Source organism: Mycobacterium sp. P7213 (assembly GCF_900604305.1).
GTDB lineage: Bacteria > Actinomycetota > Actinomycetes > Mycobacteriales > Mycobacteriaceae > Mycobacterium.
On record NZ_UWOA01000036.1, the window covers coordinates 13,954 to 28,261 of the forward strand.

13 protein-coding genes are annotated in these 14,308 nt (G+C 68.3%); 3 read left to right on the top strand and 10 right to left on the bottom strand.

Going from position 1 to position 14,308, the window contains the following annotated elements:
* Positions 1–56: 56 nt before the first annotated feature.
* The 9 genes from EJK91_RS14660 to EJK91_RS14700 form a co-directional block, all read right to left on the bottom strand.
* Complete coding sequence (locus tag EJK91_RS14660) at positions 57–1,355, bottom strand: hemolysin family protein (protein WP_024440681.1); 1,299 nt, start codon at positions 1,353–1,355, stop codon at positions 57–59.
* On the bottom strand, positions 1,352–1,888 hold the full coding sequence (ybeY, locus tag EJK91_RS14665) for an rRNA maturation RNase YbeY (RefSeq protein ID WP_024440682.1): 537 nt from the start codon (positions 1,886–1,888) through the stop codon (positions 1,352–1,354). The genes EJK91_RS14660 and ybeY overlap by 4 nt, the downstream gene beginning before the upstream one ends.
* On the bottom strand, positions 1,885–2,937 hold the full coding sequence (locus EJK91_RS14670; protein ID WP_125079288.1) for a PhoH family protein: 1,053 nt from the start codon (positions 2,935–2,937) through the stop codon (positions 1,885–1,887). The genes ybeY and EJK91_RS14670 overlap by 4 nt, the downstream gene beginning before the upstream one ends.
* Before the next feature lie 137 nt (positions 2,938–3,074).
* On the bottom strand, positions 3,075–3,824 hold the full coding sequence (locus tag EJK91_RS14675) for a 16S rRNA (uracil(1498)-N(3))-methyltransferase (protein WP_046300186.1): 750 nt from the start codon (positions 3,822–3,824) through the stop codon (positions 3,075–3,077).
* A gap of 7 nt (positions 3,825–3,831) precedes the next feature.
* Positions 3,832–4,989, bottom strand: coding sequence for a molecular chaperone DnaJ (dnaJ, locus tag EJK91_RS14680; protein WP_046300187.1), 1,158 nt, complete (start codon positions 4,987–4,989; stop codon positions 3,832–3,834).
* A 33-nt stretch (positions 4,990–5,022) separates the two neighbouring features.
* Positions 5,023–6,066, bottom strand: coding sequence for a heat-inducible transcriptional repressor HrcA (hrcA, locus tag EJK91_RS14685; RefSeq protein ID WP_024440686.1), 1,044 nt, complete (start codon positions 6,064–6,066; stop codon positions 5,023–5,025).
* A gap of 45 nt (positions 6,067–6,111) precedes the next feature.
* A complete protein-coding gene (locus EJK91_RS14690; protein WP_346773469.1) occupies positions 6,112–7,050 on the bottom strand; it encodes a LysR family transcriptional regulator in 939 nt (312 codons plus the stop codon).
* Between the two features lie 44 nt (positions 7,051–7,094).
* Positions 7,095–8,033, bottom strand: a complete 939-nt coding sequence (gene eutC, locus EJK91_RS14695; RefSeq protein WP_125079289.1) for an ethanolamine ammonia-lyase subunit EutC — start codon at positions 8,031–8,033, stop codon at positions 7,095–7,097.
* Positions 8,030–9,442: an ethanolamine ammonia-lyase subunit EutB gene (locus EJK91_RS14700; protein WP_125079290.1), complete on the bottom strand. Its 1,413-nt coding sequence runs from the start codon at positions 9,440–9,442 to the stop codon at positions 8,030–8,032. Before EJK91_RS14700 ends, eutC begins: the two co-directional genes overlap by 4 nt.
* A 232-nt stretch (positions 9,443–9,674) precedes the next feature.
* On the opposite strand from EJK91_RS14700, the gene hisN reads away from it, so the two are divergent.
* The 3 genes from hisN (at position 9,675) to EJK91_RS14715 (ending at position 13,762) form a co-directional block, all read left to right on the top strand.
* Complete coding sequence (gene hisN, locus EJK91_RS14705) at positions 9,675–10,454, top strand: histidinol-phosphatase (protein ID WP_125079291.1); 780 nt, start codon at positions 9,675–9,677, stop codon at positions 10,452–10,454.
* Between the two features lie 372 nt (positions 10,455–10,826).
* A complete protein-coding gene (locus EJK91_RS14710; RefSeq protein WP_125079292.1) occupies positions 10,827–12,221 on the top strand; it encodes a pyridoxal phosphate-dependent decarboxylase family protein in 1,395 nt (464 codons plus the stop codon).
* The gene (locus EJK91_RS14715) at positions 12,218–13,762 is read left to right on the top strand and encodes a xylulokinase (protein ID WP_125079293.1); all 1,545 of its coding nucleotides are present in this window, start codon (positions 12,218–12,220) and stop codon (positions 13,760–13,762) included. Before EJK91_RS14710 ends, EJK91_RS14715 begins: the two co-directional genes overlap by 4 nt.
* A gap of 17 nt (positions 13,763–13,779) precedes the next feature.
* Here the strand turns inward: EJK91_RS14715 and EJK91_RS14720 are convergent, their stop codons facing one another.
* Positions 13,780–14,298 carry a hypothetical protein gene (locus EJK91_RS14720; protein ID WP_125079294.1) on the bottom strand — a complete coding sequence of 173 codons (519 nt, stop codon included), beginning with the start codon at positions 14,296–14,298 and terminating at the stop codon, positions 13,780–13,782.
* Positions 14,299–14,308 lie beyond the last annotated feature (10 nt).

Sequence of the window (14,308 nt, forward strand, 5' to 3'; positions counted from 1 at the left end):
GATTTCGGGTGAGTTGTCGTGGTGCGTGCACGTTCGATGCACGCCCGGCTGGTGCGTCACTGCTCAACTACGGCCTCCTCAGCGGCGGGCTCGACCGGGCTGACCAAAACCGTGCTGATCCGCACTCGCCCGCGACTGTCGCGGCTGCCCTCGGCCCGCAGACGCAGGCCGTGTGAGGTTACCTCGGCGCCGGGCAGCGGAACGCGGCCCAGCTCCAGCGCGAGCAGCCCACCGACCGTGTCGACGTCGAGACCGGGGTCGAACTCCACCCCGTACAGCTCACCGACGTCTTCGATCGGCAGCCGCGCCGAGACCCGAAATCTGTTGCCGTCCAGCTCCTCTACCGGAGCGACTTCGCCTTGGTCGTACTCGTCGGCGATCTCGCCGACGATCTCCTCCAGGACGTCCTCGATGGTGACCAGTCCGGCGATCGCGCCGTATTCGTCGACCAGCAGGGCCATGTGATACCGGCTGCGCTGCATGTCTTCCAGCAGCGCGTTGAGTGCTTTGGAGTCGGGCATGAAGACCGCCGGCCGCATCACCTGCGCCACCGTGGTGTCGCGCCCCCCGTTGGTCGAGTAATAGGTCTGTTGGACAAGGTCTTTCAGGTAGACCACACCGAGGATGTCGTCGACGTTCTCACCGATCACCGGGATGCGGGAATGCCCACTGCGCACCGCGAGCGACGTCGCTTGGCCTGCTGACTTGTCACGTTCGATCCACACCATCTCGGTGCGCGGCACCATCACCTCGCGGGCCGGGGTGTCGGCGAGTTCGAAGACCGACTGGATCATCCGGCGTTCGTCGGCAGCCACCACCCCACGCTGCTGCGCCATGTCGACCACTTCACGCAGCTCGATTTCGGAGGCGAACGGCCCGTTGCGGAAGCCGCGCCCCGGCGTCAGCGCGTTCCCCAACACCACCAGCACGCGGCTGATCGGGGCGAGCAGCACCGACAGGACTTGCAGCGGAAGCGCTGCGGCCAGCGCGATCGAATAGGCGTTCTGCCGGCCCAGGGTCCGCGGCCCCACCCCGATCACCACGAAGCTGACCACCACCATGGCCGCCGCGGCGGCGAACAGGCCCCAGTCCAAGCCGAGCACGGCGCTGAGCAGATACACCAGCAGCGCAGTCGCGGTGACCTCGCAGGTGATGCGCAACAACACCACCAGGTTGATGTAGCGCGGACGCTCAGCCATCAGCTTGACCAGCCACCCCGCACCGGGTCGTTTCGCCCGCACCAGCTCCTCGACCCGCGCCGGCGAGACGGTGCTGACCGCGGCGTCGATCGCGGCGAACAACCCGCCCAGACCGATCAGCGCAATCACGCCGAGTAGCAGCGGTGTTTCGGTCACGATTCGTCGAAGTACCTGGTCTTGTCCAGCAGCCGGCGGTCCTTCTCGCTCTGGGTCTCGGCCCGGTAGGTCTCCACCTGATCGGCGACCCATTCCTCGAGCAGGCGGCGCTGCAACGCGAACATCTCTTTTTCTTCGTCCGGCTCGGCGTGGTCGTAACCGAGCAGGTGCAGCACGCCGTGCACCGTCAGCAGCGCCAGTTCCTGGCCCAGCGAATGGCCCGCCGCCGCAGCCTGTTCGGCGGCGAACTCCGGGCACAGTGCGATGTCGCCGAGCATCGACGGACCGGGGTCAGGAGCATCCGGCCGGCCGCCGGGCTCCAATTCGTCCATCGGGAAACTCATGACGTCGGTGGGCCCGGGCAGGTCCATCCAGCGCATGTGCAGGTCGGCCATCGCGGCGGTGTCCAGCAGCACCATCGACAGCTCGGCACCGGGATTGACGTCCATCTTGGCCAGCACGAACTTGGCGACGCTGATCAGCTCGACTTCGGAGACGTCGAGGCCGGACTCGTTGGAGACCTCGATGCTCATCGGCGTGACCTGCCTTGCGAGGCGCGCCGTGACGCCCGGTTCATGGCCAGCCCCGGCCGGTCCTGCTCGGATTCGTGGCGTGAGTAGGCGTCGACGATCTCCGACACCAGCCGGTGCCGGACGACGTCGACGCTGGTGAGCTCGGCGACGCAGATGTCGTCGATGTCGTCGAGGATGTCCACGGCGGCCCGCAGCCCCGACCGCGCCCCGCCGGGCAGGTCGATCTGGGTGACGTCACCGGTGACCACGATCTTGGCGCCGAAGCCCAGCCGGGTGAGGAACATCTTCATCTGTTCGGCGGTGGTGTTCTGCGCCTCATCGAGAATGATGAACGCGTCATTGAGCGTCCGGCCGCGCATATAAGCCAGGGGCGCCACCTCGATGACACCGGAACTCATCAGCTTGGGAATCAGCTCCGGGTCCATCATGTCGTGCAACGCGTCATACAGCGGGCGCAGATACGGGTCGATCTTCTCGCTCAGCGTGCCGGGCAAAAACCCCAGCCGCTCACCGGCTTCCACCGCCGGACGGGTCAGGATGATGCGGGTGACCTGCTTGGTCTGCAGTGCTTTGACCGCCTTGGCCATCGCCAAATACGTCTTGCCGGTACCGGCCGGGCCGATGCCGAACACGATGGTGTGGGCGTCGATGGCGTCGACGTAGCGCTTCTGGTTGAGCGTTTTGGGCCGGATGGTCTTGCCACGCCGCGACAGGATGTCGAGGCTGAGGACTTCGGCGGGCGACTCATTGCCGGTGCCCACCAGCATCCCGACGCTGTGCCGTACCGTTTCGGGCGTCAGCGATTGCCCGCCCGCCACGATCGCCACCAGCTCGGAGAGCACCCGCTCAGCAAGGGCGACATCGGCCGGCGCTCCGGAGATGGTGACGGCGTTGCCGCGCACATGCAGGTCGGCACTCAGCAGGCGTTCAATGGCGCGCAGGTTCTCATCTGCAGAACCCAGCAGGCCCACGACCAGGTCGGGTGGAATATCGACGCTGCTGCGAACCTGCGAGGCCGGCCCGGCAGCGGGGGTATCGCGGGGCGTCACGGGGTTTCCGATGCCTGCTTCCTGGGGGTTTGTGCCGTGGGTACGGCGACGAGTCGGACGCTTGAGTCTACCGCCTACCGTCACCGATGAGCGGTTCGTTCACGACGGGGTGCTGCCGGGCGGGCGAATCCGCCGGGCTAGGCACTCTCCCAGCGGGGCGTGAGCACCCCGAGCGCGCCCAGCGCAACGGCCGCCGCGGTCGAGGTGCGCAACACGGTGGGGCCCAGCCGGACGGCAACGGCACCGGCGCCGGTCAACGCCGCCAGCTCCGCCTCGGTGATGCCGCCTTCAGGGCCGACCACCACGGCCAGTGCCGACGCGGTGGGCCCCACCGCGTCGGCCACTGCGACGCGGGCCGCGTCGTGCAGTACCAGCACGGTCGCGGCGGCCGCCACCTGTTCACCGACCCACGACACCAGCTCGGCGCCGGTCAGCACCCCGTGAACGGGCGGAATGTGGGCCCGGCGGGATTGCCCGGCGGCCGCCTGGGCGACCGCCCGCCAGCGCCGCACGCCCTTATCGGCGCGGGCACCGTCCCAGCGGGCCACGCACCGGTCAGCCTGCCACGCAATGAAGGCGTCGGCGCCGGCCTCGGTGGCCAGCTCGATCGCCAGCTCGGATCGTTCGGACTTGGGCAGCGCCTGCACCACGGTGACCGGCGGACTGGGCGGCTCGAGCTGGCAGCGCTGCAGCACCCGGGCCCGCAACCCGCCGCGGTCGACCTCCTCGACCTGGCATTGCGCCACCACCCCGGCACCGTCACCGAGAGTCAGCTGCTCACCGGGCCGGATCCGGCGCACCGTTGCGGCATGAAACCCGGTGTCGCCGCCGAGTACCGCGAGCGCACCCACCTCAGGCAGCGCATCGACGTAGAACAGGCCTGCCACCGCGGGCTCAGCGCCCGGTGAAGGTTTCGCGCAGTCGATTGAACAGCCCGCCGCTGTTCGGCGGGTGCGCCGAGCGGACCTCGGCGGTCTCGCGCTCGCGGTGCTGTTTGAACTTGCGCAGCAGCTCGGTGTCCTGGCTGTCCAGTCGCTCGGGGACCACCACCTCGATGTGGGCGTGCAGGTCACCGCGCGCCCCGGTGCGCACCTGCGGCATGCCCTGGCCGCGCAGCACGATGGTCGCCCCGGGTTGCGTGCCGGCCGGGATGGTGATGTCGGTGGCGCCGTCGAGGATGGCATCCACGGACACGGTGGTGCCCAAAGCCGCGTCGACCATCGGCACCGAGATGTGGCAGTGCAGGTCATCCCCGTCGCGGGCGAAGATGTCATGTTGCTGTTCGTGCACCTCGACGTAGAGGTCACCGGCCGGTCCCCCGCCCGGGCCGACCTCACCTTGGGCGGCCAGCCGAACGCGCATGCCGTCGCCGACTCCGGCCGGGATCTTGACGCTGATCTCCCGGCGCGAGCGCACCCTCCCGTCGCCGCCGCACTGGTGACAGGGGTCCGGGATCACCTCGCCGACTCCGCGGCAAACCGGGCACGGCCGCGACGTCATGACCTGGCCCAGCAGCGAGCGCTGCATGCTCTGCACCTCGCCGCGGCCGTGGCAGGTGTCACACGCCATGGGTCGCGAGTCCCCGTTGGTGCCGCGGCCCTGGCAGCGATCGCACAGCACCGCGGTGTCTACGGTGACGCGCTTGGTCACACCGGTGGCGCACTCGGTGAGGTCCAGGCGCATGCGTAACAGCGAGTCCGACCCCGGCCGGACCCGTCCGATCGGCCCGCGGGAGGCCGCACCGCCGCCGAAGAACGCCTCGAACACGTCCCCGAGGCCCCCGAAACCGGTGGATCCGCCTCCGAATCCGCCGAAGCCATTGCCGCCCCCGCCGCTTTCCAGCGGGTCGCCGCCGAGGTCGACGATGCGACGTTTCTCCGGGTCAGACAGCACCTCGTAGGCGGCGCTGATCTCTTTGAACTTGGCCTGCGCCGCCTCGTCAGGGTTGACGTCGGGGTGGTAGGTGCGCGCCAACTTGCGATAGGCGCGCTTGAGCTCGGTGTCGGTGGCGTCCTTATCGACGCCCAACAAGCCGTAATAGTCGCGTGCCACGCCTGACCCTTCCCAACTTCTGCCGACCGGAGATTAGCGAGCCCCGAGCACTTCACCGATGTACATAGCAACCGCTGCAACACTGGCGATCGTTCCCGGATAGTCCATCCGGGTGGGACCGAGCACCCCCATGCCCCCGTACACGGTGCCCTGCGACCCGTAGGCAGTGGACACCACCGAGGCGCCGGCCATCTCCTGCGCCTCGGTCTCGTGACCGATGCGCACCGTGACTTTACCGGCTTCCTGCTGCACGGCGAGCAGCCGCAGCACCACAACCTGCTCTTCGAGCACTTCTAGCACCGACCGCAACGAGCTGCCGAAGTCCGCGGCATTGCGGGTCAGGTTGGCGGTACCGCCGAGCAGCAGACGTTCCTCACGGTGCTCGACCAACGATTCCAGCAGCACGGTCGCCGAGCGCCCCACCGCGTTGGCCAGGCCTGGCGACAGCCCGCTGCGCCCGTCCAGATGTCCGGCGAGTTCGGCGACGGCGGTGGAGGCCGCCGAGATCCGCTTGCCCTCCAGTGCGGCGCCGAGGATCTCACGCAGCTGGCTGAGCTGGTGGTCGTCGATGGGCTCACCCAACTCGACGATGCGCTGATCGACCCGGCCGGAGTCGGTGATGACCACCAGCAACAGCCGCGCCGGGGTCAGCGCGATCACCTCGAGGTGGCGCACCGTGGACACCGACAGCGTCGGGTATTGCACGACCGCCACCTGGCGGGTCAGCTGCGCCAGCGTGCGCACCGCGCGGCGCAGCACGTCGTCGAGGTCGACCCCGGAGTCCAGGAACGACAGGATCGCCCGGCGCTCCGCGGACGACAGCGGCTTGACGTCGTCGATTCGGTCGACGAACTCCCGATAGCCCTTCTCGGTAGGCACCCGCCCGGAACTGGTGTGCGGCTGGGCGATGTAGCCCTCGGCCTCCAGCACCGCCATGTCGTTGCGCACGGTGGCCGGAGAGACCCCTAGGTTGTGCCGTTCGACCAGCGCTTTGGAGCCGATCGGCTCCTTCGTGGCGACGAAGTCGGCGACGATGGCACGCAGTACCTCGAAGCGGCGGTCATCGGCCACGCCCATGGATGCTCACCTCCTACTTCGGAACAGCTACGGCCGCTCTCGATTTTACGGTGAAGCCGCCAGCAGCCGGTGTTCGATGCCGTGCACGATGCCCGGCTCGCGATCTCGCACCAAGCGGGCGACGTCGACGAAGCGGGAGACGAGCTGGGACGGTTCGTGTTCGATCCAGCCCACCGCGATCGCCGATCCGGGCCAGTCCTCGATCGGCAGGAACCGGACCCCGGTCACCGGCAGGAAATGCGCGGCCGCTGCGCTGGTGACTGCGATGGCCGCCCCGGCGGCGACCACCTGCGCTTCCTCCGTGACCGAATCGGCGCGCACCACATCGACCTTGGCCGCATCGGTGCGCGCCGAGGCCAGGCTCCAGAACGCGTGGTGGACTTCGTCGACGCTGGACGACTGGGTGATCGGGTCGTCGAGAAGGTCGCGCACCGACACCGATGTGCGTCCGGCGTGGCGGTGCGAGGCCGACACCATGGCGACGACGGGATCGACCGCCAGGATCTCGGTGTTGATGTTCGGGGTGCTCTGGGGCAGCCGCAGAAACGCCACGTCGGTGGCCCGCGACGCGAGCCCGGCCGACGGATCGCTGACCTGGAATTCCCGCATCTCGATGGTGACGTCGGGGTGACGTTCCCGGAACTCGGCGATGATCGGTGCGGTCAGTTCCAGGGCGGCACCCGGTACGTACCCCAGCCGCAGCGTGCCGACCACCCCGCGGGCGGCTTGTTCCGCTGCGGCGGCGGCGCTGTCCAAGGCGGCCAAGACGCCGCGCGCGCCCTCCAGGAATACTTCGCCGGCGGGGGTCAGCGTCACGTTGCGCGTGCTGCGTTCGAACAACTTGACGCCGAGTTCTTCTTCGAGGTCCTTGATCTGGCGGCTCAGTGCCTGCTGCGCCAGAAAAACCCGCGCCGCGGCCCTACTGAAGTGCAGTTCTTCAGCAGCCACCAAGAAGTGGCGCAGCTTTCGCGTGTTGATGTCTATGGCGGTCGATCTTAAGACACCACGCGCGGATCGAGCGTGGTTCGCTACGGCGGTTCAGCGAGGCTCGACGAAGGAGAGGCGAAGCTGGGACCGCCGCATGGACGCGGTCCCGGCCCGTGCAGCGCATCCACCGACGGCGCCTTCAAGTCGACGCCCGATCGGCCCAGTTGCCGTGCGCCGGTGATCAGGGCATCGATGACGCGCGCGGCCTCGAAGTAGCCGAGACCGTCAGGCGGGTGCACGTTGGACACGCAGTTGCGTTCGGCGTCGGTGCGTCCCGGCCTCGGCAGGTGCGTCAGATACAGCCCGAGGCTGCTGGCCACCGACAATCCCGGCCGCTCACCGATGAGCACCACCACGGTATGCACGCCCATCGCCGCGCCGATATGGTCGCCGAGCGCCACCCGGGCTCCGGTGGCGATCACCGGTGCGGCGACGGTGCGGTGCGCGCCCACCACATCGGTCAGCGCGCGCAACAGCGGAACACCGTGCTCGGTCAGCGCCGCCGGAGACAGCCCGTCGCACAGCACGAAGCCCACCTGCGCTGCACTACAAGGAATTTCACTCAGATCGCTCGGTAGGCGCCCCAGGTCGGGGCGCCGCAGGTATTCCTCACGGCTGCTCGCTCGGCTGGTCACCGCCACGGCTTCACCGAGTCCCACCGCGGCCACCTGCCGTGCCAGGTGCTCGACGTCGAACGGTTGACGCACTGCGTCGCGGGCCACGGCGTGCGCCGCCCGGAACTCCAGCACGCTGCGGGTCGGCTGCGCGTCACCGGAGCGGCCGAGCCCGATCCGCGCCTGGGTGTGGCGGCGCAGGCTCTGCCAGATATCTTGCGATTCCGGCGGTTTAGCGAGGCTCGACGAAGGAGAGCCGAAGCTGGGACCGCCGCGATGACCCGGCGGTTTAGCGAGGCTCGACGAAGGAGAGCCGAAGCTGGGACCGCCGCGATAACCCGGCGGTTTCGAATGCAGTGCGCTCATGCCGGTGCCGCCAGCGAGCGCAGCGGTGAGCTCTCCAGCGCGTGCGGGAGCACCCGACCGGATTCGTCAGCGATACCGAGGCGCTGCAGCCACGCCTCGAACTCGGGGGCCGGCCGCAACCCGAGCGCGCGGCGCGCATAGAGCGCGTCGTGAAAGGACATGCTCTGGTAGCCCAGCATCACGTCGTCGGCGCCGGGGACCGTGATCACGAAGTTGCAGCCGGCGACGCCGAGCAGCGTGAGCAGGGTGTCCACGTCGTCCTGGTCGGCCTCGGCGTGATTGGTGTAGCAGACGTCGACACCCATCGGCAGGCCCAGCAGCTTGCCGCAGAAGTGGTCCTCCAGCCCGGCCCGGACAATCTGCTTGCCGTCGTAAAGGTATTCGGGTCCGATGAACCCGACCACTGTGTTGACCAGCAGCGGCGAGAATTCGCGGGCCACCGCGTAGGCCCGGGCTTCGAGGGTCTGCTGATCGACCGGCCGGCGTCCGCTGCCCAGGTGGGCGTGCGCGCTCAGCGCCGAGCCCTGGCCGGTCTCGAAGTACATGACGTTGTCCCCGACGGTCCCGCGCCGCAGTGCACGCCCGGCCTCATGGGCGGTCCGCAGCAGGTCGAGGCTCACACCGAAGCTGCGGTTTGCCCGCTCGGTACCGGCGATCGACTGGAACACCAGGTCGACCGGGACACCGCGCTCCATCAGCTCGATGGTCGTGGTCACGTGCGAGAGCACGCAGGACTGCGTCGGGATCTGGTAGCGCAGCCGGATATCGTCGAGCAGATACAGCAGATCGGCGGTGGCCTGCGGTGAGTCGGTGGCCGGGTTGATGCCGATCACCGCGTCGCCGCAGCCGTGCAGCAACCCGTCAAGCGTGGCCGCGGCGACGCCGCGAGGGTCGTCGGTCGGATGGTTGGGCTGCAGCCGGGTCGCCAGGCGGCCCGGCAAGCCCAGCGTGGTGCGAAACGCGCTGGTGACCGTTACCGATCTCGCCACCGCGATCAGGTCCTGGTTGCGCATCAGCTTGCTGACCGCGGCCACCACCTCGGGGGTCAGCCCGGGCGCGACCCGGCGCAGGGTATCGGCCGCGGTCGGCGTCGCGGCCACCTCCAGCAGCCAGTCCCGCAGGCCGCCGACGGTCAGATGCGACACCGCGGAATAGCTCGCACGGTCGTGGCGATCGACGATCAGCCGGGTGACCTCGTCGGTCTCGTAGGGCACGACAAGATCGCGCAGAAAGGTGTCCAGCTCGACCTCGGCCAATGCCCATTGCGCCGCGGCTCGTTCGGCGTCGCTGACGGCGGCACAGCCGGCCAGCTCGTCACCGGATCGGCGTGGGGAGGCCTTGGCCAGCAGGTCGATCAGCCCGTTGAACTGGTAGGTGGCGCCGGCCAGCGTCTGGGTGTAGGTGGTCACCGCTGGCCCCTTCCGCTGTGCCGGGATTCCCCAGATCGCGTCGACGACGGCACGCTGGTGTGACGAGGAAATGTCGTGGTGCCGATATGAATCGCGGGCAAGAATTGCAACCCGCTGCCCCAGTTTTACATATCGGCGACGCGATCCCATAATTCGCCAATTTCGTCGGGGAGCAGAGAAACACCTAACTCGGTGGTACTGTCCCCCGCTTGTGGGAATTGCAGCGGAATCCATGAATGACGATCTGACCCTGGCGCTGAGCCTGGCGGACCTGGCCGACGCCATGACGATGGACCGGTTCGGGGCACTGGACCTGCGGGTCGACACCAAGCCGGACCTCACTCCGGTCACCGACGCCGACCGCGCGGTCGAGGTCGCCCTGCGCGACGCCCTGGCTCGCGACCGGCCCGGCGACGACGTGCTGGGCGAGGAGTTCGGCGGTAGCGCGACCTTCAGCGGCCGCCAGTGGGTCATCGACCCGATCGATGGAACCAAGAACTTCGTGCGCGGTGTGCCGGTGTGGGCCACCTTGATCGCCCTGCTCGACGACGGTGTGCCGCGCGTCGGTGCGATCAGCGCCCCCGCGTTGGGCAGGCGGTGGTGGGCCGGCGACGGCCTGGGCGCGTTCGCCGCGGTCAACGGGGCGCCGCCGCGACGGCTGTCGGTCTCCGCGGTGGCAGATCTGGGCTCGGCGAGCCTGTCGTTCGCCGGGCTCACGCAGTGGGCGCACCTCGGGCTGCGTCAGCGATTCCTGGATCTGACCGACTCGGTATGGCGAACGCGCAGCTACGGCGACTTCTGGGCCCATTGCCTACTTGCCGAGGGAGCGCTCGACATCGTGGTCGAGCCCGCGTTGTCGCTGTGGGATATGGCAGCTCTGGACATCCTGGTCCGCGAGGCGGGTGGCACCTTCACCGATCTCAACGGCACCGCCGGCCCCCACGGCGGCAGCGCGGTGGCCACCAACGCCAAGCTGCACGCGGCGGTCTTGGACCGTCTCGGCGTGGCCTAGCCCTGGCGCGCGCACCCCCCAGACGCCGGATTGACAACAAAATCTTGTTAATGCCGTTGTCTTTTGGTGTTGGAATATTCTCCTGCAATTTGACATTATAGGCCTGCGGCTATTCAACAAATGGCGCGGCAATCTTACTGCCCCCGCCCGCAAACGATATTCGGACGTGCAGGAGATCATGAATTCACCTATTTCGCTGCGGGACCAGGGTGGGACAGCCCGGGTGCTACCCCCGGAGTGGGCGCGACGCGATGTGACACCACGTCGGGCGACCATGGTTAGCTCAGCTACTGCGCGTGCGAACAACAACACGATGATCCCTCGGGGTTTCTGACCCGGAGGGGTCCTCAAGATGGAGGATCTGCTCTCACCATGTCCGACTTTCCCTACACGGACCGCTTCACCGTCAACCGCACGCTGCCCGAGCAGGGCCGGCCGCGTGACGAAGTGCTCGCGGAACTGCGTGAGATGGCGCAGGCCGAAGACCCCACCTGGGAAACCGGCAAGGTATCCGGGACCATGTACTGCGGTGACCACGAGCATTACCGCTTCCTCGATGAGGCATTCGGACTGTTCGCCCACGTGAACGTGCTGCAACGCGACATCTGCCCGTCGGCGACCAAGTTCGAGGGCGAAATCATCGCGATGGCCCTGGACCTGATGCACGCGGAGGCCGTCACCGACACCGAGCCGGTCGGAATGGTCACCACCGGCGGTACCGGCAGCATCATCCATGCGCTGCTGGCCTACCGGGAGCACGCCGCCAAACACCGGGGCATCACGCGACCCAATTTCATCAAACCCGAAACCGGTCACCCGGCCTTCGACAAGGGCTGCCATCTGTTCGGCATCGAGCTGCGCACGGCGCCGATCGATCCGCAGACCACCCAGGTGGACGTCGACTGGGTGGCCGACAACATCGACGAGAACACCATCGCGATCATGGGCTCGGCCTGCAATTACGGCTACGGCACCGTCGACCCGATCCCGGAACTGGGCCAGCTGGCCCTGCAGCGCGGGGTGGGGTTGCACGTCGACGGCTGTCTGGGCGGGTTCGTCCTGCCTTTCGCCCAGGAGCTGGGCTACGATGTCCCACTGTTCGACTTCCGGGTGCCCGGAGTCACCAGCATCTCCGCGGACAACCACAAGTACGGCTACGCGTTGAAGGGCTCCTCCACGCTGCTCTTCCGCGACAAGGCCTACCGCAACGCGCAGTACTTCTACCTGCCGGAGTGGTCCGGCGGTAAGTACCACTCGCCCGGGATCGAGGGCTCCCGCTCGGGTGGGCTGATCGCCGCCGCGTGGGCATCGATGGTGCAGCTGGGCCGAGAGGGCTACCGGACCTACGCCAAGGCAATCCTCGAGACGGCATCGACCATGCAGGACGCCGTGCGCAGCCACCCCGAGCTGACGATCTTGGGCGCACCGACGTTCTGCTTCAGTTTCCGCTCCGACGAATTCGACATCTACCACGTCGCGGACGCGATGAAGCCCAAGGGCTGGCGCTTCAACGGCCAGCAATACCCCAACGCCATCCACATGGCCGTCACCCGGCCGCAGACCCAGCCCGGGGTGGCAGAGGCATTCGCCGCCGACCTCGACGACGCGGTCGAGTACGCCAAGAAGAAGACCGCCGCCGGCGAGGCGCCGATCAGCGCCGCGATCTATGGCGGCGTACCCGGTGGAATGACCGATGAGGCGGCCCAGTTCATCGAAGGGTTCATGGAGCACATCCTCGACACCCAGCAGTCCTTGCCGCCCCTATGAGCAGTGCGCAGCACGTCGATCGCGTCGTTCTGGCCGTCGACCTCGGCACTGGTGGCCCCAAAGTCGGTTTCGTGTCGCTGGACGGCACGGTGTTGTGGTCGGACCTCATCGCGGTCGCGACCGAGTACGGGCCGGACGGGGCCGCCATCCAGGACGCCGGCCTGTGGTGGGAGATCATCCGCGACGCCACCAAACGCGGGCTGGCGGAGAGCGGAATACGCGGCGAGCAGGTGGCCGGGGTGTCGATCACCGGCCAGTGGGCCAGCACCATCCCGGTCGACGCCGAGGGACGGCCGGTGGGCCCGTGCGTGATGTGGATGGACACCCGCGGTGCGCCCTACAGCCGCAAGGCATTCGGCGGGCGGGTGGCCGGCTACCGGCCGCGGGTCCTGCTCAGTTGGCTTCGTCGCAACGGCGGCGTGCCCTCGCCCAGCGGCGACGACCCGGTCGGCCACATGCTGTACCTGCAGCACGGCGACCCGGACGTCTTCGCGGCAACCCGCTGGCTTCTGGAGCCGGTCGACTACCTCGGCATGTGTTTCACCGGACGGGCGGCAGCCTCGCGGGCCTCGATGATGGGCACCTGGCTCACCAACAACCGCAACCTGGGCGTGCTCGACTACGACGACGTGCTGGTGCGGCTGTCCGGTGTGGACCGGGCCAAACTGCCGCCGTTGCTGCCGACCGGCTCCATCATCGGCCCGGTGGCACCGTCGATCGCCGCCGAACTCGGCATATCACCCGCGGCCCAGGTGGTTACCGGCACGCCAGATCTGCACAGCGCGGCGGTGGGCGCTGGTGCGGTGCGCCAGGGTGAGCTGCACCTGACCATCTCCACCACATCGTGGATCAGCTGCCCGGTGGCGTTCAAGAAGACCGATGCGTTCCACCAGCTGGCTACCGTTGCGGGCCTCGACCCGGCGTCCTATCTGCTGGTCAACAACCAGGACACCGCGGGCCGGGCGCTGCAGTGGTTGCGCGACACCGTTTTCGACGACCTCACCTACGACGATCTGACCGCGATGGCGGCGGGCGCACCGGCCGGCTCGAACGGAGTGATCTTCACGCCCTGGCTCAAAGGCGAGCACTCCCCCGTCGACGACCGCCGCGCCCGCGGCGGGTTCCACAACCTGTCGCTGTCCACCACCCGAGCCGACCTGGTGCGTGCGGTGCTCGAGGGCGTCGCCTACAACAGCCGCTGGCTGCTCGAGTTCGTGGATCGGTTCACTCCCAGCGCCGGACCGATCCGGATCGTCGGCGGCGGGGCGCGTTCGGACCTGTGGTGCCAGATCATCGCCGACGTCACCGGCCGCACCTGCGAGCGAGTGGCCGATCCGATGAACGCTCAGTTGCGGGGCGCGGCCCTGTTCGCCGGGATCGGGATGGGCGAGCTGGATCGCGACGCGTTGCGTGATCTGATCCCGCTCGACGGCGTATTCGAGCCCGTGGCCGCCAATCGCGAGGTCTATGACCGGCTCTTCGCCGAGTTCCCCGGGCTCTACAAGGCACAGAAGGGCATGTTCGGCCGCCTCAACCGCTGACCGACCCGTTCTGCGGGCTAGTGGGCCGCCATGATCTGCATCAGCTGTGCCGCCGAGTCATGCGACAGCACCCAACGACCTTGGTCGACGAGCTGCAGCGGGATGGTCTGCGGCGCAGCCATCTTGGGACCCGTGATGGTGACGTTGGCCAGCCCCTGGCCCTCGCCGGTCTGCACGACGTTGATCACGTCGAAGTTGTAGGGCAGCTCTCCGTCGCGATAAGCCTTGCGCAGCTCGCTGTCGAGCCCGTGGCCCTCGTGCTGCGTGATGCCGTTCTCGACCAGGTCGGCCTTCTCCTTGTAGCCGATGCCGGCGTCGCTGAGCCTGGTCAGCATGCCCGACACCTCCCCCGTCGTGGGCAGCGGCACACCCGAGGGCTGCGGCGGGGCCGGCGCGGGCTCCAGCGGGGCGGGACCACCAGTCACCGAGTCCTGCGGTGCGGCCGGTTCTGCGGACGCCACACCTCCCCCGAACAACCCGGACACTCCGACCGCAGCCAGCGCCGCAGCGCTCAGGAGTAGAAGTCTTCCAGTCACGGTTCCCCCT

Excerpts from the sequence above, each read along its gene's own strand:
- ybeY (WP_024440682.1), bottom strand. The coding sequence starts at position 1,888 with ATGAGCATCGAGGTCTCCAACGAGTCCGGCCTCGACGTCTCCGAAGTC.
- hrcA (WP_024440686.1), bottom strand. The coding sequence starts at position 6,066 with ATGGGCGTGGCCGATGACCGCCGCTTCGAGGTACTGCGTGCCATCGTC.
- eutC (WP_125079289.1), bottom strand. The coding sequence starts at position 8,033 with ATGAGCGCACTGCATTCGAAACCGCCGGGTTATCGCGGCGGTCCCAGC.
- hisN (WP_125079291.1), top strand. The coding sequence starts at position 9,675 with ATGAATGACGATCTGACCCTGGCGCTGAGCCTGGCGGACCTGGCCGAC.
- EJK91_RS14710 (WP_125079292.1), top strand. The coding sequence starts at position 10,827 with ATGTCCGACTTTCCCTACACGGACCGCTTCACCGTCAACCGCACGCTG.
- EJK91_RS14715 (WP_125079293.1), top strand. The coding sequence starts at position 12,218 with ATGAGCAGTGCGCAGCACGTCGATCGCGTCGTTCTGGCCGTCGACCTC.